Here is a 20,091-nt window from a genome sequence, read left to right on the forward strand (position 1 = left end):
CCGGCCTGTTGCACGTGTTCACGTCACGGGCGCGGGATTGAACAGCACCAGCGCGTTGTGCAGCTTCCACTGCTCGGCCCAGGTGCGGCGGCGCCCGCTGGCCACGTCGAGCATCAGGTGGAACAGTTCCCAGCCCAGGCTCTCGATCGTCGCCGTGCCGTCGGCGATGCGGCCGGCGTTCACGTCCATCAGGTCGTGCCAGCGCCGCGCCAGGTCGCTGCGCGTGGCGACCTTGATCACGGGCACCGCCGCCAGCCCGTAGGGCGTGCCGCGGCCGGTGGTGAACACGTGCAGGTTCATGCCTGCGGCCAGTTGCAGCGTGCCGCAGATGAAGTCGCTGGCCGGCGTGGCGGCGTAGGTCAGGCCGCTGCCGCGCAGCTTCTCGCCCGGCGCGAGCACGCCGGTGATCGGCGCCGAGCCCGACTTCACGATGGAGCCCATCGCCTTCTCGACGATGTTGCTGAGCCCGCCCTTCTTGTTGCCGGGCGTGGTGTTGGCGCTGCGGTCGACCTGCCCGCGGGCCAGGTAGGCGTCGTACCAGGCCATCTCGCGCACCATCGCGTCGGCGACCTCCGGCGTGGCCGCGCGCGCGGTGAGCTGCGCGATGCCGTCGCGCACCTCGGTGGTCTCGCTGAACATCACGCTGGCGCCGGCACGCACCAGCAGGTCGCTGCAGTAGCCCACGGCCGGGTTCGCGGTGACGCCGCTGAAGGCGTCGCTGCCGCCGCACTGAACACCCACCACCAGGTGGCTGGCCGGCACGGTCTCGCGCCGGCGTGCGTTCAGCCGCGCCAGGTGCGGCTGCGCACGCGCCAGGATGGTGTCGACCATGGCCATGAAGCCGACGTGCGCGTCGTCCTGCAGGCACACCAGGTCCAGCCCGGGCTGGCGCGCGTCGGCGATCGGGAAGCTGCCCGGCGGCATCAGCCGGTCGGGCTGCAGCTTCTCGCAGCCCAGGCTGACGACCAGCACCTCGCCGCCGAAGTTCGGGTTCTGGCTGATGTGGCGCAGCGTGCGGATGGGGATCTCGGCGCCGGGCGCGTCGATGGCCACGCCGCAGCCGTAGCTGTGCTCGAGCCCGACCACGTCGTCGACGTGCGGGTACCGTGGCAGCAGCTCGGCCTTGATGCGCTGCACCGCGAAGTCGACCACGCCGGCCACGCACTGCACGGTGGTGGTGATGGCCAGGATGTTGCGCGTGCCCACCGAGCCGTCGGCGTTGCGGTAGCCCTCGAAGGTGTAGCCTTCCAGCGGCGGCATCGGCGCGGGGCGCCCGGTGGCCCTGGGCAGGCCGTCCAGGCCACGCGCGTCGGGCATGCGCAGCAGACGTTCGTGCACCCAGCGCCCGGCGGCGATGTGCTCCAGCGCGTGGCCGATCGGCACCCCGTAGCGCAGCACCGGCGCGCCGGCGGCGATGTCCTCCAGCGCCACCTTGTGGCCCTGCGGCACCTTCTCCAGCAGCACAGGGCCGCCGGGCAGCGCGGTGCCGGCCGGCAGGCCGCCGTCGTTGGCGACGATGGCGACGTTGTCGCCGTCGTGCATGCGGATCGTGACCGGGGTCTGCAGCGCCGGTGCCGTGACGCGGGACGTGGCGGTGGTGTTCATGGGCGGGCTCCGAAGCTGGCGCTGGCGCGGGTCCACGCACGCGCCTGGTCGCTGAGGGTCAGGCCCAGGCCGGGCCGCGTGGGCACCTGCATGCGACCCTGGTCGATGGCGATGCGTTCCTCGAACAGCGGCTCCAGCCACTCGAAATGTTCGACCCAGGGCTCGCGCGCGCAGGCCGCGGCCAGGTGCACGTGCAACTCCATCGCGAAGTGCGGGGCCAGCTGCAGGCCGGCGTGCTCGGCCAGCGCCACCACCTGCAGGAAGGGCGTGATGCCGCCCACGCGCGGCGCGTCGGGCATCAGGATGTCGGCGGCGCCGTGGCGGACGAGCTCGGCATGCTCGCCGGCGCTGGTGAGCATCTCGCCGGTGGCGATCGGCGTGTCGAAGGCCGCGGCCAGCGCGGCGTGGCCGGCGTGGTCGTAGGCGTCCAGCGGCTCTTCGATCCATACCAGCTGCAGCGGCTCGAGCGCGCGGCACATGCGCTGCGCGGTCGGGCGGTCCCACTGCTGGTTGGCGTCGACCATCAGCGGCATGGCATCACCCAGGTGCCGGCGCACCGCGGCCACGCGCTGCAGGTCGAGCGCGCCGTCGGGCTGGCCCACCTTCAGCTTGATGCCGCCGATGCCGCGTTCGCGCGAGGCGGCGGCGTTCACCAGCAGCTGGTCGAGCGGCGTGTGCAGGAAGCCGCCCGAGGTGTTGTAGCAGCGCACGCTGTCGCGCCGCGCACCCAGCAGCTTGGCCAGCGACAGCCCGGCGCGGCGCGCCTTCAGGTCCCACAGCGCCACGTCGAAGGCGCCGATGGCCTGCGTGGCCAGGCCGCTGCGGCCGACCGAGGCGCCGGCCCAGCAGAGCTGGTCCCACAGCCGCGCGATGTCGCTCGGGTCCTCGCCGAGCAGCACCGGCGCGATCTCCTGCGCATGCGCGTACTGCCCCGGGCCGCCCGCGCGCTTGGCGTAGCTGAAGCCCAGGCCGCGCTGGCCCTGCGCGCTCTCGATCTCGCAGAACAGCAGCGCGATCTCGGTCATCGGTTTCTGCCGCCCGGTCAGCACCTTGGCGTCGCTGACGGGCGTGGCCAGCGGCAGCACGCAGTGCGACAGCTGCAGCCAGGCGATGCGGTCGCCGCTCATTGCCGCACGCCTTCAGCGCACCAGGGCCGGCCGCTTCGGGTCGAAGCGCCAGCCGGGCACCAGGTACTGCATCGCCACCGCGTCGTCGCGCGCGCCCAGGCCATGCTGGCGGTAGAGCTGGTGCGCCTTCTCGACCTCGGCCATGTCGAGCTGCACGCCCAGGCCCGGCGCGGTCGGCACCTGCACGTGGCCGCCGACGATCCGCAGCGGCTCCTTCGTCAGGCGCTGGCCGTCCTGCCAGATCCAGTGCGTGTCGATCGCCGTCACCTGGCCCGGCGCCGCTGCGCCGACGTGCGTGAACATCGCCAGCGAGACGTCGAAATGGTTGTTGCTGTGCGAGCCCCAGGTCAGACCCCAGTCGCGGCAGGTCTGCGCCACGCGCACGCTGCCAGCCATGGTCCAGAAGTGCGGATCGGCCAGCGGGATGTCCACGCTCTGCAGGCTCAGGGCGTGCGTCAGCTGCCGCCAGTCGGTGGCCACCATGTTGGTGGCGGTGGGCAGGCCGGTGGCGCGGCGGAACTCGGCCATCACCTCGCGGCCCGAGAAGCCGTCTTCCGCACCGCACGGGTCTTCTGCGTAGGCCACGACGCCGTGCATGTCGCGCATCAGCCGAACGGCGTCGCGCAGCAGCCAGCCGCCGTTGGGGTCCAGCGTCACACGCGCCTGCGGGAAGCGCTCGTGCAGCGCGCGCACGGCCTCGACCTCTTCCTCGCCGCGCAGCACGCCGCCCTTGAGCTTGAAGTCGTCGAAGCCGTAGCGCGCACGCGCGGCCTCGGCCTGGCGCACGATGGCCTCGGGCGTCAGCGCGGTGGCGTGGCGCACGCGGAACCAGTCGTCGTCGCCGCCGGGCTCGTGCGCGGGGTCCACGTACGGCAGGTCGGTCTGCGTGCGGTCGCCGACGTAGAACAGGTAGCCCAGCATTTCCACCGACGTGCGCTGCTGGCCTTCGCCCAGCAGCGCGGCCACCGGCACGCCCAGGTGCTGGCCCAGCAGGTCCAGCAGCGCCGATTCGATGGCCGTCACGGCATGGATGGTGGTGCGCAGGTCGAAGGTCTGCAGGCCGCGGCCGCCGCTGTCGCGGTCGGCAAATACTGCCTGCACACGCTGCAGCAGGTGCTGGTGCGCGCCGATGGGCTGGCCCACCAGCAGCGCCGCGGCATCTTCCAGCGTCTGCCGGATCTTCTCGCCTCCCGGCACCTCGCCGATGCCGGTGCGGCCGGCGCTGTCGCTCAGCAGCACCAGGTTGCGCGTGAAGAACGGGCCGTGCGCGCCGCTGAGGTTCAGCAGCATGCTGTCGCGGCCCGCGACGGGAATCGCCCGCAGCGCGGTGACGACGGGGGTGCTGTGCGCCATGCTCAGTCGGCCGTGATCTTGCCGGCGGTGATGACCTGCTTCCAGCGCGCGAACTCCGCCGCCTGGAAGGCCGCGAACTGCTCGGGCGTGTTGGCCACGATTTCGAAGCCCAGGTCGAGCAGACGGCTCTTGACCTGCGGGTCGTTCAGGCCGGCGGCGATGGCGGCGTGCAGCTTGCGCTTGATGTCCGCAGGCAGCCCAGCGGGTGCGGCGAAGGCCTGCCACGACTGCACGGTGACGCCCTTGTAGCCCAGTTCCTCCATCGTCGGCACGTCCGGCAGCAGCGGCGAGCGCTGCGTGCTGGTGATGGCCAGCGCGCGCAGCTTGCCGGCGCGGATGTTGGTGATGCCGGTGTTGATGTTCATGAAGGTGGCGTCGACCTGCCCGCCCAGCAGGTCGGCCATCGCCGGTGCGCCGCCCTTGTACGGGATGTGCGAGCCGCTGGTGCCGGTCTGCTGCCAGAACAGTTCGGCCGTGAGGTGGTCGCTGCTGCCGTTGCCCGACGAGGCGAAGCTCATCTTGCCCGGGTTGGCCCTGTGGTACGCGATCACGTCGGCCAGCGACTTGTGCGGCGAGGCGGCCGGCACCGCCAGCACGTTGGGTGCCTGCACGGCCACGGTGATGGGGTCGAAGTCCTTCAGCGCGTCGTAGGGCACGTTCTTGATCAGGTGCGGGGCGATGACGAACGGCCCCAGCGACGAGACGAAGATCGTGTGGCCGTCGGCCGGCGCACGCTTGACGATGCCCGCGCCCACCGTGCCGGTGGCGCCGGCCTTGTTCTCGATGATGAACGTGCCGCCCAGTTGTTCCTGCAGCTTGGGCGCCAGCGTGCGGGCGATCATGTCGGTGGACCCGCCGGGCGGGAACGGCACCAGCAGCGTGACGGGCTTGCTGGGCCAGGACTGGGCCTGGGCCAGCGACGCGGCGGCCAGGGCCAGTGCGCAGAGGATCGATTTCATGGGGTGTCTCCTGGGATCGGGCGGGTGGGAACGGCAGGTGCCTGGCTGTCAGGCCCCGGCACCACCGCCTCGGTAGCGCTACCAAGCGCGGCGCCGAATGGTAGCGCTATCGAGTCGGCACAACAAGCGCGGTTCCTCAGGGTCAACCCCGAGTCACTCCGGGAACGGGCTCAGGAACTGGCGCGTTCGACGATCGAGAACCCGATGTCCACGACCCGCGTGTCCACCGCGCGCCCTTCGGCCCGGTCGACGATGAAGCGTGCCGCCTGCTGCCCGATGGCGCTGCCGTTGATGCGCACGCTGGTCAGCGCCGGGTGCAGGTCGGCCGCGAACTCCAGGTCGCCAAAGCCCACGATCGCCAGCTGGCCCGGCACCGCGACGCCGCGCGCCTGCGCCTCGGTCAGCACGCCCAGCGCCAGCAGGTCGGAACTGCAGAACACCGCGTCGGGCGGGCCGGCGGTGCCGGCGCCGTCCCACAGGCGGCCCAGCGCCTCGCGTCCGCTCTTCAGCGTGGTCGGCGCCGGCACCACCACCGCCGGCACCTCGGCCTGGCCCAGCGCCTGCGCGGCCTGCTGGAACGCACCCAGCCGGCGCTGCGCGCGTTCGTCGTCGCCGCCCACCACCGCCAGGCGCCGCCGGCCCTTGCCGTGCAGGTAGGCCGCCACCGCGCGCCCCACTTCCACGTGCGAGAAGCCGACCAGCATGTCGATCGGCGTCGGCGTCAGGTCCCAGGTCTCGACCACGGGGATGCCGGCGGCCATCAGGCGGCGCCGCCCTTCGGGCGAGTGCAGGATGCCGGTGAGCACGATGCCGTCGGGGCGGCGGCCGATGATCGCTTCGAGCAGCGCGTCTTCCCGTGTGCCGCGGTAGCCGGCCTGGCCCAGCATCATCTGGTAGCCGCGCTCGGCCAGCGCCGCGGTGAGCGACTGCACGGTCTCCAGGAACACCGGCCCGCTGATCGTGGGCACCACGGCCGCCACGAGCCGGCTGCGGCGCGAGGCGAGCCCGCCGGCCAGCAGGTTGGGCACGTAGCCTGTGCGCGCCACGGCGTCGGCCACCTTGCGCCGCACGTCGTCGGACACCTGCTCGGGCGTGTTCAGCGCGCGCGACGCGGTGATGGGCGCCACGCCGGCCAGCTTGGCCACGTCGTGCAGCGTCACTGCGCCGCTGCCACGGCGGCTGCGGCGCACAGGCGGGCCCGCGGGGGAGTCGGAAGGCGGATTGGCGGGCGTGCTGCCGGACGTCATGCGCTGATCTTAGCGCTGGCAGCGCTACCAAGGCACGGCGGCGGTGTGCGCCGGATCAAGCTCTGGCGATGCCGGCGATGGCGTCGGCGAAACGCGGCAGCAAGGCGTCGGGCAGGTCGTGTCCCATGCCGGGCACCGTGTCGAGGCGGGCGCCGGCGATCTTGGCCGCCAGGTCGCGGCCGGCGGCCACGGGAATCAGCGGGTCGGCGTCGCCGTGCAGCACGCAGGTGGGCACCCGGATCTGCCGCAGCAGCGGCGTGCGGTCGCCGTCGGCCACCACCGCGGTGAGCTGCCGCGCCGTGCCCGCGGGCCGCCAGGCCCGGGCGACGCTGGCCTGCAGGCGCTGGCGCAGCAGGTCGGGTGGCGTCGGATGGCCGGGGCTGCCGATCAGCGTCATCACCCGCTGCAGGTGTGCCACCACGGCGTCGGAGTCGTTGCCCGCCGGGCGGGCCATCAGCGCGCGCCGCACGTCCAGCCGCGGCTGCGGCAGCCCGCGTGCGCCGCTGGTTGTCATCATCAGCGTCAGGCTCTTCACGCGGCCGGGGTGGCGCGCCGCCAGATGCTGCGCGATCATGCCGCCCATCGAGGCGCCGCACACATGGGCCTGCGCGATGCCCAGCGCGTCGAGCACGCCCAGCGTGTCGGCCGCCATGTCGGCGATGCCGTAGGGCGCGCGCACCGGCAGGTGCACCAGGTAGCGCAGCGCCGACCACGCGATGGACGGCACGCCCAGGTGGTCGAAGCCGGTGCTGAGGCCGGCGTCGCGGTTGTCGATGCGGATGACGCGGAAGCCGCGCCGCAGCAGCTGCTGCACCAGCGTCTCGGGCCAGGCCGTGAGCTGCATGCCCAGGCCCATCACCAGCAGCAGCGGCTCGGCGCCCGGCGGCCCCTGGTCGTCGACCTCGATCTCGATGCCGTTGGCAGCGACGCGCATGCCGGCGCGGCTACAGCTTGGCACTCGCCTGCAACGGCGAGTGGTGCGTGACCTTGTAGAACCAGCGCCGTGCGCCCTGGGCATCGAAGCGCTTCCAGTGCGCCGGGTCCTGGCGCAGGCGGTCGGCGATGGCGTAGAGCGCCAGCGGGTTCATGCCCATGCCGACGTGGCTGGCGTGGACCTCGATGTTCTCGGCCTGCGGTGACTCGGGGTTGATGCTGCACTGCCAGGCGACGACGCCGTCGGTCTTGCTGTAGATCGACGTGGTGGGCACGGGCGGCGGCTCGTGCAGTTGTTCGATCAGCTCGTGGTCGTGCACGGCCTGGCCCGAGACCATCTCGTAGAAGCGCCAGGCGTTCGTCGCACGCGGGTGGCCGGCGAAGGGCGTGCCCAGCGTGATGACACAGCGCGTGTGGTGCGGCTGTTCCTTGGCGAGTTCGCGCGCGTAGACGCCGCCCAGGCTCCAGCCGATCAGGCTGACCTTCTCGTGGTGCTTCTCGGCCAGGTGCGCCACCATGGCGCGGCAGCTGTCGAGCACGCCGTGGCGCGGGCCGAAGTTGAAGCCCTGCTTCCACGGGTACGGCGTGTAGCCCCGGTCGCGCAGGAAGTTGCGCAGCGGTAGCGTCGTGAAGTCCGAGGCCCCCAGGCCCGGGAACACCAGCACCGGGTGGCCGTCGCCCACCGGCAGCCGCGACAGCCACGGCGCCGCCGCCAGCATCGCCGCGTATTCCCAGGGCGCGCGGGCTTCCATCAGCATCAGCAGCGGGCCGGGCGCCTGCAGCGCGTCGTCCCAGTGCGGCGGGGCGAACGGATCGATCTCGGGCTTGGGCGTCTTGCGCTTGCGGAACGGCAGGCTCATGCCGCCGATGTTATCGGGCGGACTTGCGCTTGCCCGGTGCCGCCGCCCTAGCGTTTGCCCTCGGCGCCGGGCGCGGGCGCGTCACCTGCGCGACAGCCGTGTCCACCGCGGTGCCCACCACCTGCCGCGCCAGGCGGCCGGCCGCACCCGTGACCGCGCCCATCGCGGCACCGGTCAGGCTGCGTGTGGCCCGCGTGGCACGCGCCACCAGGTCGCCGTCGGGAGTGTCCTCGTGCGCGGCGTCGCCGGGCTGCGGCAGCGCCTTCAGGTCGTCGAACGCGATCAGCAGCGCGTCGGCGAACTCGCGCACGTCGGGCATCGCGGCGGCGTCGGCCATGCAGCCGAAGTCCAGGCTCTGGTCGTAGCTCTGCACCGTGACGTTCAGCGCCAGGCCGTGCACGACGATCGACGTGGGGTAGTTGGTCAGCATGCGCGCGCCGGCCATGTACAGCGGCACCGGCGGCCCGGGCACGTTGGAGATGACGACGTTGGCCACCTGCGGGATGCGGTCGGCCACGCGCGCCTTGCCGTACAGCGCGGTGGCGGCCTCGATCAGCCAGGGCACGCCCAGGCTCGGGAAGTCGGTGGGCAGGATGCTCTTGAGCCCGCCCATCGTGGACTTCATCGCCGCGGTGGCCGCCTTCACGTGGGCCAGGCGCTTCGCCGGGTCGGCGATGTGCGTGCCCAGGCTGATCAGGCTCATCGAGGCCTGGTTGTCGGCCGTGGTGTCGCCCTTCTCGCGCAGCGAGATCGGCACCGCGGCGACCAGACTCTTCTTCGGCAGCTGGCGGCGCTTGGCGTAGAAGCGCCGCAGCGCGCTGCTGCACAGCATCAGCACCATGTCGTTGAGCGTGGCATCGAAGACGCGGCCCAGCGCCTTCAGCTCGTGCAGCGGCACGGTGGCGGTGGCAAACGCGCGCCCGGTGCCGACGCTGGCGTTCAGCGGCGTGCGCGGCGCCAGCGTGAGGTTGCTGACGCCGGATGCGCTGCGCTTGTTGCCCGTCAGCGTGCCCGTCAGCCCGGCCAGCAGCGCCGACTGCGACACCGCCTTGCCCGCCGCCCCCGACAGCGTGCCCACGGTGGTCGGCAGCTCGCGGATGATGGTGGCCACCTTCTGCGCCTGGCCGCCGATCACGCCGCGCAGCATCTCGGTCATGTCGAGCCGGAAGGTCTTGTGGCGCTTCGAGGGCCGCACCTCGATGGCCCGCGGCTCGGGCGTCACGTCGAGCAGCGCGTTCGCCAGCGCCACCGCGGCCTGCCCGTCGACCGCGGCATGGTGCAGCTGCGTGTACAGCGCCACGCGCTTGCGGCCGTCGGGCGACGGTGCCAGGCCTTCGAACACGTGCATCTTCCACAGCGGGCGCTTGCGGTCCAGCAGCACCGGGTGCAGCGCGCTGACCTGCGCTTCCAGCTCGCGCAGGCCGGCGCCCCTGGGCAGCACGATCTCGACCACGTGCTGCTTCAGGTCGGGCTCGGCGTCGACCCAGGCCGGGTTGGCCAGGTTCAGCGGCATCCACCACAGCTTGCGCCGCAGCACGGGCGTCACGGGCAGTCGGCTGTGGATGTGCTTGCGCAGCGCGGTGACGAAGCGGCCCTTGTGGCCGGGCAGCAGCTCGAACACGTGCAAGGCGCCCACGTGCATGGGCATCTCGGGGGTTTCGAGGTACAGGAAGGTCGCGTCCAGGCCTGAGAGCTGTTGCATGTGGCGTCCGCGGTGGCGAGGCTCTCAGTCTAGGATCGCAGCTTGCCATCCCCCATCCTTGGAAACACCTGTCGGGAAACAACGAACCATGTCCGAGACGCACACGACCCACCTGATCCCCCTGCCCCGCCTGCAGACCGCGATGGCACGCGTGGTGCGTGGCTTCGGCAGCAGCGAGGCGGAGGTGGCCGCGGTGGCCGACAACCTGATCGCCGCCAACCTGACCGGCCACGACTCGCACGGCATCGGGATGCTGCCGCGCTACGCCGAGGCCTTCCTGCAGGGCGGCCTGCAGCCCAACGCGCACGTCAGCACCGTGCTCGACAGCCCGAACATGCTGCGCCTGGACGGCAACCGCGGCTTCGGCCAGGTCATCGGCCGCGAGGCGATGGCGCTGGGGATCGAGCGCGCCCGCGCCCACGGCAGCTGCATCGTGGCGCTGGGCAACGCGCACCACCTGGGACGCATCGGCGCCTGGGCCGAGCAGGCGGCCGACGCCGGTCTGGTGTCGGTGCACTTCGTCAACGTGATCTCGCGCGCCATCGTCGCGCCGCACGGCGGCGGCGACGCGCGCTTCGGCACCAACCCGTTCTGCGTCGGCGTGCCGCTGTCGGGCCAGCCGCACGTGGTGCTGGACTTCGCCACCAGCATGATCGCGCAGGGCAAGACCCGCGTGGCGCACAACAAGGGCGAGGACGTGCCGCCCGGCTGCCTGATCGACGACCAGGGCAGGCCGACGACGACGCCGCGCTACACCGTGATTCCGCCGTTCGGCGCGCTGCTGACCTTCGGCGGCCACAAGGGCTTCGGCCTGGCGCTGATGTGCGAGCTGCTGGGCGGCGCGCTGGCGGCCAACATGACGCAGCGCGACGACGACGCGACGCGGCGGCGTGTGCTCAACGGCATGTTCAGCGTGCTCGTGGACCCTGCGGCGCTGGGCGACCGTGCGGCGTTCGAGCGCGAGGCGCTCGGCTTCATGGACTGGGCGCAGGCCTCGCCCCCGCGCGAGGGCTACGAGCGGGTGCAGCTGGCCGGTGCCCCCGAGCGCGCCTACCGCGCCGAGCGCACCGCGCGCGGCGTGCCGGTGGACGGCACGACCTGGCAGGAGATCCTGGCTGCGGCATCCAAGCTGGGCGTGGACCCGGCTGCAGTGCAGGCGGACGCCGGCACGGCCTGACGCCGGCCCGGGCGGTCTGCCCTCAGGCGGGCCGCGGCCGGCGCAGCGACAGCAGTTCGTTGCCGGCGAGCGCGCCGATCACCAGCAGGCCGCCGCCGAGCACGGCCACGCCCGGCGCCTCGTTGGCGCCCCACCAGGCCCAGAGCACGCCGAACACCACCTCCAGCAGCGCCAGCAACGCGGCTTCGGGTGCGCTCAGCACACGCGCCGCCGTCACCGCGAGCAGGCAGGGGATCGCCAGCTGCACCACGCCCAGCAGCGCCAGCAGCCCGATGTCGTGCGCCGAGGCGGCGAACGGCACCGACAGCGGCAGCGTCAGCAGCGCCGACAGCGTGGCGCCGATCAGCACGGCCGGCAGCATGTCGACGTCGGCGTCGTCGCGGTGGTGGTGCAGCAGCGTCCAGTTGATGGCCGCGGCGATCGGCACGCCCAGCGCGACGGCGGTGCCCAGCAGGTGGCGCGCGTCGCCGGCGCTCACCTGCTGGCCGTACATCCAGGCGATGCCGATGCCGGCCACGACGATGGCGCCCCAGGTGCGCAGCGGCAGCGCGTGTCGCAGCAGCACGCGCGACAGCAGCGCCGTGAACAGCGGCGCCAGCGCCATCGTGATCAGCACGTTGGCCACCGTGGTGAGCGTCAGCGCCACCATGAAGGCGGTGAACATCACGCTCCAGCACAGGCCCGACAGCCACAGCATGCGGCCGCCGCCACGCAGCGTGCGCCACAGCGGCGCCGGGCCGCGCAGCCAGGCCAGCAGCAGCAGCAGCGCCAGCGCGTTGAAGCCGCTGCGCCAGAACGTGACCTCGAAGGCGCGCGCGGCCTCGAGGTGGCGCGTGACGACGCCGGCGATGCTCCACATCAGCGTGACGCCGACCATCGTCAGCACCGCGCCGCGGTGTGTCATGGCCATGCGCGCCGCCTTACGCGGCTTCGCGGCTGGCGCGCTTGCGGTCGTGTTCCTTCAGGTGGCGCTTGCGCACGCGGATGCTCTTGGGCGTGATCTCGACCAGCTCGTCGTCGGCGATGAACTCCACCGCGTATTCCAGCGTCAGGTCGATCGGCGGCGTGATCTTGATCGCGTCTTCCTTGCCGCTGACGCGGAAGTTCGTCAGCTGCTTGGTGCGCGTGGCATTCACCACGAGGTCGTTGTCGCGGCTGTGGATGCCGACGATCATGCCTTCGTACACCGGGTCGCCGGCCTTCACGAACATGCGGCCGCGGTCGTCGAGCTTGCCCAGCGCGTAGGTGAAGATCTCGCCGTCGTCCATGCTGATCAGCACGCCGTTCTTGCGGCCCTCGATCTCGCCCTTGTAGGCCTCGTAGCCGTCGAAGATGTTGCTGATGAGGCCGGTGCCGCGGGTGAGGTTCATGAACTCGTTGCTGAAGCCGATCAGGCCCCGCGCCGGGATGCGGTACTCCAGGCGCACGCGGCCGCGGCCATCGGTCTCCATGTTGACCAGCTCGCCCTTGCGCTCGCCCAGCGCCTGCATCACGCCGCCCTGGTGCTGGTCCTCGATGTCGGCCGTGACCAGCTCGATCGGCTCGTGGCGCTCACCGTTCACCTCGTGGAACACCACGCGCGGCTTGCTCACGGCCAGCTCGTAGCCCTCGCGGCGCATGTTCTCCAGCAGGATGGTCAGGTGCAGTTCGCCGCGGCCCGAGACCTCGAAGATGCCGTCCTCGCCCGACTCCTTCACGCGCAGCGCGACGTTGCTCTGCAGTTCCTTCTGCAGCCGGTCCCAGATCTGGCGGCTGGTGACGAACTTGCCTTCGCGGCCGGCCAGCGGGCTGTTGTTGACGCAGAAGTTCATCGTCAGCGTCGGCTCGTCGACGTGCAGCATCGGCAGCGGCATCGGAGTCGTCGGGTCGGTGATCGTGACGCCGATGCCGATGTTCTCGATGCCGTTGATCAGCACGATCTCGCCCGGGCCGGCTTCGGTGGCCTGCACGCGCTCGAGGCCCTCGAAGGTCAGCACCTGGTTGATGCGGCCCTTGAAGGTCTTGCCGCCCTCTTCCGGCGTGCCTTCGCAGACCAGCACGTCCTGCATCGGCCTGAGCGTGCCGGCGGTGACGCGGCCGACGCCGATGCGGCCGACGAAGGTGCTGTAGTCCAGCGACGAGATCTGCAGCTGCAGCGGCGCCGCCGGGTCGCCCTGGTGCGCCGGCACGTGCTTGAGCACGGTGTCGAACAGCGCGCTCATGTCGCTGGCCCAGGCCTCGCCCGCCGTGCCTTCGTTCAGCGACGCCCAGCCGTTCAGGCCCGAGGCGTAGACCACGGGGAAGTCGAGCTGGTCCTCGTTGGCGCCGAGCTTGTCGAACAGCTCGAAGGCGGCGTTGATCACGTAGTCGGGCCGCGAGCCGGGCTTGTCGACCTTGTTCACGACCACGATGGGCTTGAGGCCCAGCGCCAGCGCCTTCTTCGTGACGAAGCGGGTCTGCGGCATCGGGCCTTCCTGGGCGTCGATCAGCAGCACCACGCCGTCGACCATCGACAGCGCGCGCTCGACCTCGCCGCCGAAGTCGGCGTGGCCCGGGGTATCGACGATGTTGATGTGCGTGCCCTGCCAGGTGACGGCGCAGTTCTTCGCCAGGATCGTGATGCCGCGCTCGCGCTCGATGTCGTTGCTGTCCATCACGCGCTCGGCGACCTTCTCGTTCTCGCGGAAGGTGCCGCTCTGGCGCAGCAGCTGGTCGACCAGCGTGGTCTTGCCATGGTCGACGTGCGCGATGATGGCGATGTTGCGGATTTGCTTGGTCATGACTGGGCCTGGACTTCGAGGGGACTGAGTAATCGGTCGGCGATGAGTTCACCGCAGGAGATGTGGGCGCTGCCGAGGAAGGCAGGCGGATTCGTGCCGTAGACGCGCACGGCGGGTGCGTCGCCCAACGCGACACGGCGGCGCAGCCCGGTGAGGAAGCGGCCGGCTTCGTCGTCGGGCAGGCGCACCGCGGGCCAGCCGGCGAGCAGCGTGTCCACCGGCCGCAGCAGCGCCTGGCGTTCGGGTTCGGACAAGGCCGCGAGCGCTTCGATGGTGATGGCGCCGTCCAGCCCCAGCGGACCGCTGCCGGTGCGGCGCAGCGCCGACAGGTGCGCGCCGCAGCCCAGCGCCACGCCGATGTCTTCGGCCAGCGTGCGGATGTAGGTGCCCTTGCTGCAGCGCACGTCGATCACCAGCGTCGGAGACTGCCAGTCGACGATGTCGATGGCGTGAACGGTGATGCGGCGCGTCGGTCGTTCGACGGCGATGCCGTCGCGCGCGTAGTCGTACAGCGCCCTGCCCTGGTGCTTCAGCGCCGAGTGCATCGGCGGCAGCTGGTCGATCTCGCCCGTGAAGCGCGCAACGGCGGCATCGATCGCGGCGCGGCCGACGTCGACGGCGTGTTCCTCGACGACCTCGCCTTCACGGTCGCCCGTGGTGGTGCGCTGGCCCAGGCGCAGCGTGGCGCGGTAGGCCTTGTCGGCATCGAGGCTGACCTGGCTGAACTTGGTGGCGGCGCCGAAGCACAGCGGCAGCAGCCCGGTGGCCAGCGGGTCCAGCGTGCCGGTGTGGCCGCCCTTTTCCGCCCGCAGCATGCCCTTGGCCTTCTGCAGGGCGTCGTTGCTCGTCCAGCCGATCGGCTTGTCGAGCAGCAGCACGCCGTGCAGGGCGCGCCGGGGCGTGCGGGTGGCCTGCATCAATCCTCTTTTGCGCGTGTCGCGTTGGCGCGCGAGATCAGCGCCGACAGGTCGGCGGCGCGCTCGGTGGTCTTGTCGAAGTGGAAATGCAGCGTCGGCACCGTGTGGATCGACAGCCGCTTGAACAGGCCGTTGCGCAGGAAGCCCGCGGCTTCGTTCAGCGCCGCGGCGGTCTCGGTGGCGTCACCGACCAGCACCGAAAAGTACACCTGCGCATGCGCGTAGTCCGGCGAGACCTCGACGCTGTTGATCGTGACCATGCCCAGCCGCGGATCCTTGAGGTCGCGGATGAGCTCGGCCACGTCGCGCTGGATCTGGTCGGCGACGCGGAAACTGCGGTTGACGGTGGATTTCTTGTGTCGCATGGTTTGCTTCACTCCAAATGACAAGCCCCGCCGGGCATCGCCGGCGGGGCTGGTCGCCTGGGTAGCGCCGAGCCCGCCTTACAGCGTGCGGGCGACTTCCTTCACCTCGAAGACTTCCAGCTGGTCGCCTTCCTTGATGTCGTTGTAGTTCTTCAGCTTGATGCCGCACTCGAAGCCTTCCTTGACCTCGCGCACGTCGTCCTTCATCCGCTTCAGCGACTCGATCTCGCCGGTGTAGATGACCACGTTGTCGCGCAGCAGGCGGAAGCGCGCGTTGCGCGTGACCTGGCCGGCGGTGACCATGCAGCCGGCCACGGTGCCGATCTTCGAGGCCACGAACACGGTGCGGATCTCGGCCGTGCCGATGATCTCTTCGCGCTGCTCGGGGGCCAGCATGCCCGTCATCGCCGCCTTCACGTCGTCCACGGCGTCGTAGATGATGTTGTAGTAGCGGATGTCGACGCCGTTGTTCTCGGCCAGCTTGCGCGCGCCGGCATCGGCACGCGTGTTGAAGCCGATGATGACGGCCTTCGAGGCGATCGCGAGATTGATGTCGCTCTCGCTGATGCCACCGACCGCGCCGTGCACGATCTGCACCTTGACCTCGGGCGTGCTGAGCTTGACCAGGCTCTGTGCCAGCGCCTCCTGCGAACCCTGCACGTCGGCCTTGACGATCAGCGACAGCGTCTGCGCGCTGCTCTCCCCCATCTGCTCGAACATGTTCTCGAGCTTGGCGGCCTGCTGCTTGGCCAGCTTCACGTCGCGGTACTTGCCCTGGCGGAACGTGGCGATCTCGCGCGCACGGCGCTCGTCGGTGAGCACCATGAACTCGTCGCCGGCCTGCGGCACCTCGGTCAGGCCCTGGATCTCGACCGGGATCGACGGCCCCGCCGAGTCGGTCGGCTTGCCGTCCTCGTCGAGCATCGCCCGCACGCGGCCATAGCTGGATCCGGCCAGCACGACATCGCCCTTCTTCAGCGTGCCGCTCTGCACCAGCACGGTGGCCACCGGGCCACGGCCCTTGTCGAGCTTGGCTTCCACCACCAGGCCGCGGCCACCGGCGTCGATCGGTGCCTTCAGCTCCAGCACCTCGGCCTGCAGCAGCACCTGCTCGAGCAGCGTGTCGATGCCGGTGCCGACCTTGGCCGACACGGGCACGAACGGGGAGTCGCCGCCGAAGTCTTCCGGCACCACGCCTTCGGCCACGAGCTCGCTCTTCAGGCGCTCGATGTTGGCGTCGGGCTTGTCGATCTTGTTCATGGCCACGACGATGGGCACGCCCGCGGCCTTGGCGTGCGCGATGGCTTCCTTGGTCTGCGGCATCACGCCGTCGTCCGCCGCCACCACCAGGATGACGATGTCGGTGGCCTTGGCGCCCCGGGCTCGCATCGCGGTGAACGCGGCGTGGCCCGGGGTGTCGAGGAAGGTGATCATGCCGCGCGGCGTTTCCACGTGGTACGCGCCGATGTGCTGCGTGATGCCGCCGGCTTCGCCCGCTGCCACGCGGGCACGGCGGATGTAGTCCAGCAGCGAGGTCTTGCCGTGGTCGACGTGGCCCATCACGGTGACCACCGGCGGGCGTGTCACGGCCTCGGCTGCCGCGTGCGCCGCGGTTTCCTCTTCGGTGAAGGCTTCCGGATCGTCCAGCTTCGCGGCAAACGCCTTGTGACCCATTTCCTCGACCACGATCATGGCCGTTTCCTGGTCGAGCTGCTGGTTGATGGTGACCATCTGGCCCAGCTTCATCAGCTGCTTGATGACCTCGCTGGCCTTCACGCTCATCTTGTGCGCCAGGTCGGCCACGCTGATGGTCTCGGGCACGTGCACTTCCTGGATCTGCGCCTCGGGCGTCGGCGTGTAGCTGCCGCCACCACCATCGCGCTCGCCGCGGCGTGCGCCGCCGCGCGGGGCGCGCCAGCCAGGACGGTTGCCGCCCGCGTCGCCGCGGGTCTTGAGCGCGGCGCGCTTCTTCGCGGCGTCGTCGGCCCAGCTGGACGAGAGCTTCTCGCTCTTGACCTGCTTCTTGTCGCCGGGCTTGGCCGTGCCGGCACCGGCCGGCGCGGGCGCGCCGGGCTTGGCCGTGGGCTTGTGGATCGTGCCCTTGATGGCTTCCTTGTTCGGATCGGGCTTGGGCGGCTCGGGCGGCTTGGCCACCATCGCCTTCTTCGGCGCGGCCATCATCGCCCGGATCGCCGCAGCCTCGGCCTCGGCGGCCTTGCGGCGGCGCGCGAGGTCTTCCGACTTGGCGGCGTCCTCGGCCGCCTTGTCGGCGGCCTTCACGACGCGCAGCACCGGCTTGGGCGGCTCCACGGGCTTCGGCGGCTCGACGGGCGCCGGCGCGGGCTCGGGTGCGGGCGGCGTGCCGGCAGCCTTGGCCGCAGCAGCTTCTGCGGCAGCGCGGGCTGCGGCTTCGGCAGCCTCGGCGGCCGCCTTCGCGGCGGCTTCGGCAGCGGCCTTGGCCGCCGCTTCGGCAGCTTCACGCGCCGCGCGCTCGGCTTCCTCGCGCACGCGGCGCGCCTCGGCCAGCTCGGCTTCCTGCTTGCGGATGGCTTCGGCCTGCGCGCTGGCTTCTTCCTCGCGGCGCTGCAGGTCGAGTTCCTCGGCCGTGGGGCCCGGCACGGCATCGCTGCCAGCCGGTGCATCGTCGCGCTTGACGAACGTGCGCTTCTTGCGCACCTCGACCTGGATCGTGCGCGCCTTGCCACTGGCATCGGCCTGCTTGATCTCGGTGGTGGACTTGCGCGTCAGCGTGATCTTCTTGCGCTCGGCGCCAGCCGTGCCATGCGAAGAGCGCAGGAACTCGAGCAGACGTTCCTTGTCCGATTCGGTCAAGGCGTCGTCGAGCGACTGCTTGGCGACGCCGGCCGACTGCAGCTGCTCCAGCAGTGCCGCCGCGGGGCGGTTGAGCTGGGCAGCGAACTGGGCGACGGTGGTCACGGCCATTGGCGGGGTTTCCTCGGTGTATTTCTTGGTGCGCGGGCGGTCAGGCGGTGAACCAGTGCTCGCGCGCCTTCATGATCAGCGCGCGGGCCTGGGCCTCGTCCACGCCGGTCATGTCGGTCAGTTCGTCGACTGCCAGATCGGCCAGGTCGTCGCGGGTGTGGATGCCGCCGTCGGAGAGCTTGCCGATCAGTTCGGGCGTCAGGCCTTCCAGGTCGCGCAGGTCCTGCGAGACCTCCTCGACCTTCTCCTCGCGGGCGATCTCCATCGTCAGCAGGGCATCCTTGGCACGCGTGCGCAGCTCGTGCACGGTGTCCTCGTCGAAGCTCTCGATCTCCAGCATCTCCTGCAGCGGCACGTAGGCCACTTCCTCCAGGCTGGTGAAGCCCTCGGCGATCAGGATGTCGGCGACCTCCTCGTCGACGTCGAGCTTCTCGACGAACAGCGCACGCGCCGACTCGGACTCGGTGGCCTGCTTGGCCTGCGATTCCTCGGCGGTCATGATGTTGATGCGCCAGCCGGTCAGCTCGGACGCCAGGCGCACGTTCTGGCCGCCGCGGCCGATGGCGATGGCGAGGTTCTCCTCGTCGACCACCACGTCCATCGAATGCGGTTCCTCGTTGACGACGATGCTCTGCACGTTGGCAGGCGCCAGCGCGCCGATGACGAACTGCGCCGGGTCTTCCGACCACAGCACGATGTCGACACGCTCGCCGGCGAGCTCGGTCGTGACGCCGTTGACGCGCGAGCCGCGCACACCGACGCAGGTGCCGATGGGGTCGACGCGGCGGTCGTGGCTGATGACGGCGATCTTGGCGCGGCTGCCGGCGTCGCGGGCGCAGCTCTTGATCTCGAGCAGGCCTTGTTCGATCTCGGGCACTTCCTGGGCGAACAGCTCGATCATGAAGCCGGGCGCGCTGCGCGACAGCATGATCTGCGGGCCGCGCTGCGTCGGGTCGACGCCGAGGATGAACGCACGCACGCGGTCGCCGGTGCGCAGGTTCTCCTTCGGGATCATCTCGCTGCGCTTCAGGCGGCCTTCGACACGGCCACTCTCGACGATGATGTCGCCCTTGTCCAGACGCTTGACGGTGCCGACGAAGATCTTCTCGCCGCGCGCCATGAAGTCGTTGAGCAGCTGCTCGCGCTCGGCGTCGCGGATCTTCTGCAGGATGACCTGCTTGGCCGCCTGCGCACCGATGCGACCGATGGGCACCGAATCGACGGCTTCCTCGATGTAGTCGTCGACCTCGATGTCGGCAATCTGCTCCTGCGCCTCGAACAGCAGCACCTCGGCGTCGGCGTTCTGCAGGCCGGCCTCGTTCGGCACCACGTGCCAGCGGCGGAAGGTCTCGTAGTCACCGGTGTCGCGGTCGACCGCGACGCGGATGTCGACCTCGCCGCCATGCAGCTTCTTCGTCGCCGAGGCGAGCGCAGCTTCCACGGCGCCGAAGACGACGTCGCGCTCGACCGTCTTCTCGCGCGAGATGGCGTCCACCAACATCAGCATTTCGCGATTCATCGCTCCTGACCTCCGTCTTCTCTTGTCGGTTCGGTGCCGGTCTTCAGACCGCGCCGACCCTTGAAATCCACGACCGGAACCAGACGCGCCTCACGCACTTCGTCGAGCGTGAAGGCGAGCACCTGGTCGGCCTTGCCATCGTTGAACACCAGCGTGAATGCGCCGTCCACCAGCGTCAGCACGCCCTTCCAGACCTTGCGGCCCTGGAACGGCAGCTTCAGCGTGAGAGAGATTTCCTGACCGGCGAAGCGCACGTAGTCGGCCGGGCGCCGCAGCGGCCGGTCGAGACCGGGCGACGACACTTCCAGCCGCTCGTACGCCACGGACTCGACTTCCAGCACGTACTGCAGCTGCCGCGTGACGAGTTCGCAGTCGTCGACGGTGACGAATTCGCCGTCGCCACCAGGGTACGAGCGGCCGGGCAGGCGATCGATGTCGACGCGCAGCAGACCACGGCCCGAGCGCTCCACGTCCACCAGGTCGTAGCCCAACCCGGTGACGGTCTGCTCGATCGTGTCGCGCCAGCTCAGGCGCAGCTTGGGCTGCGTGCCGCCTGGCGTGATGTCGCTGTCTGCTTCCGTGCCGCCCAAGATCTCCGACCTGTGCCCTGTTGTGTACGCTTCGC

16 protein-coding genes are annotated in these 20,091 nt (G+C 70.9%); 1 reads left to right on the plus strand and 15 read right to left on the minus strand.

What is annotated here, in order from left to right; translation table 11 throughout:
• Positions 1-18 precede the first annotated feature (18 nt).
• From garD to ACPOLB_RS01460, 8 genes are all read right to left on the minus strand, one after another.
• Positions 19-1,605, minus strand: a complete 1,587-nt coding sequence (gene garD, locus ACPOLB_RS01425) for a galactarate dehydratase (protein WP_425259514.1) — start codon at positions 1,603-1,605, stop codon at positions 19-21.
• Complete coding sequence (locus ACPOLB_RS01430) at positions 1,602-2,732, minus strand: L-talarate/galactarate dehydratase (RefSeq protein ID WP_425259515.1); 1,131 nt, start codon at positions 2,730-2,732, stop codon at positions 1,602-1,604. Before ACPOLB_RS01430 ends, garD begins: the two co-directional genes overlap by 4 nt.
• A 12-nt stretch (positions 2,733-2,744) precedes the next feature.
• Positions 2,745-4,085, minus strand: a complete 1,341-nt coding sequence (gene gudD / locus ACPOLB_RS01435; protein ID WP_425259516.1) for a glucarate dehydratase — start codon at positions 4,083-4,085, stop codon at positions 2,745-2,747.
• 2 nt (positions 4,086-4,087) lie between these two features.
• Positions 4,088-5,044, minus strand: a complete 957-nt coding sequence (locus ACPOLB_RS01440; RefSeq protein ID WP_425259517.1) for a Bug family tripartite tricarboxylate transporter substrate binding protein — start codon at positions 5,042-5,044, stop codon at positions 4,088-4,090.
• Positions 5,045-5,214: 170 nt separating this feature from the next.
• A complete protein-coding gene (locus tag ACPOLB_RS01445; protein WP_425259518.1) occupies positions 5,215-6,291 on the minus strand; it encodes a LacI family DNA-binding transcriptional regulator in 1,077 nt (358 codons plus the stop codon).
• 55 nt (positions 6,292-6,346) lie between these two features.
• Entirely contained in the window at positions 6,347-7,225 is an 879-nt protein-coding gene (locus tag ACPOLB_RS01450) for an alpha/beta fold hydrolase (RefSeq protein WP_425259519.1), read from the minus strand.
• A gap of 10 nt (positions 7,226-7,235) precedes the next feature.
• Positions 7,236-8,084 (minus strand): esterase/lipase family protein, encoded by an 849-nt coding sequence (locus ACPOLB_RS01455; RefSeq protein WP_425259520.1) that lies wholly within the window; start codon positions 8,082-8,084, stop codon positions 7,236-7,238.
• 10 nt (positions 8,085-8,094) lie between these two features.
• Positions 8,095-9,786 (minus strand): wax ester/triacylglycerol synthase family O-acyltransferase, encoded by a 1,692-nt coding sequence (locus ACPOLB_RS01460; protein WP_425259521.1) that lies wholly within the window; start codon positions 9,784-9,786, stop codon positions 8,095-8,097.
• A gap of 88 nt (positions 9,787-9,874) precedes the next feature.
• Between ACPOLB_RS01460 and ACPOLB_RS01465 the strand changes: the two genes are divergently transcribed.
• Positions 9,875-10,963, plus strand: a complete 1,089-nt coding sequence (locus tag ACPOLB_RS01465) for a malate/lactate/ureidoglycolate dehydrogenase (RefSeq protein WP_425259522.1) — start codon at positions 9,875-9,877, stop codon at positions 10,961-10,963.
• Positions 10,964-10,985: 22 nt separating this feature from the next.
• On the opposite strand, the gene ACPOLB_RS01470 is transcribed toward ACPOLB_RS01465, so the two are convergent.
• The 7 genes from ACPOLB_RS01470 to rimP all read right to left on the minus strand — a co-directional run bounded on the left by ACPOLB_RS01470 (position 10,986) and on the right by rimP (position 19,996).
• Entirely contained in the window at positions 10,986-11,867 is an 882-nt protein-coding gene (locus ACPOLB_RS01470) for a DMT family transporter (RefSeq protein ID WP_425261997.1), read from the minus strand.
• A 16-nt stretch (positions 11,868-11,883) separates the two neighbouring features.
• A complete protein-coding gene (typA, locus tag ACPOLB_RS01475) occupies positions 11,884-13,722 on the minus strand; it encodes a translational GTPase TypA (protein WP_425259523.1) in 1,839 nt (612 codons plus the stop codon).
• The gene (gene truB / locus ACPOLB_RS01480) at positions 13,719-14,639 is read right to left on the minus strand and encodes a tRNA pseudouridine(55) synthase TruB (RefSeq protein WP_425259524.1); all 921 of its coding nucleotides are present in this window, start codon (positions 14,637-14,639) and stop codon (positions 13,719-13,721) included. The genes typA and truB overlap by 4 nt, the downstream gene beginning before the upstream one ends.
• The gene (gene rbfA, locus ACPOLB_RS01485; RefSeq protein ID WP_425259525.1) at positions 14,639-15,004 is read right to left on the minus strand and encodes a 30S ribosome-binding factor RbfA; all 366 of its coding nucleotides are present in this window, start codon (positions 15,002-15,004) and stop codon (positions 14,639-14,641) included. The genes truB and rbfA overlap by 1 nt, the downstream gene beginning before the upstream one ends.
• 78 nt (positions 15,005-15,082) lie before the next feature.
• Positions 15,083-17,947, minus strand: a complete 2,865-nt coding sequence (gene infB, locus ACPOLB_RS01490; protein WP_425259526.1) for a translation initiation factor IF-2 — start codon at positions 17,945-17,947, stop codon at positions 15,083-15,085.
• Between the two features lie 40 nt (positions 17,948-17,987).
• On the minus strand, positions 17,988-19,466 hold the full coding sequence (gene nusA, locus ACPOLB_RS01495; protein WP_425259527.1) for a transcription termination factor NusA: 1,479 nt from the start codon (positions 19,464-19,466) through the stop codon (positions 17,988-17,990).
• The gene (rimP, locus tag ACPOLB_RS01500) at positions 19,463-19,996 is read right to left on the minus strand and encodes a ribosome maturation factor RimP (protein WP_425261998.1); all 534 of its coding nucleotides are present in this window, start codon (positions 19,994-19,996) and stop codon (positions 19,463-19,465) included. Before rimP ends, nusA begins: the two co-directional genes overlap by 4 nt.
• Between the last annotated feature and the right edge of the window lie 95 nt (positions 19,997-20,091).

It is taken from the genome of Rubrivivax soli (genome assembly GCF_049810355.1).
Lineage (GTDB): Bacteria > Pseudomonadota > Gammaproteobacteria > Burkholderiales > Burkholderiaceae_C > Rubrivivax.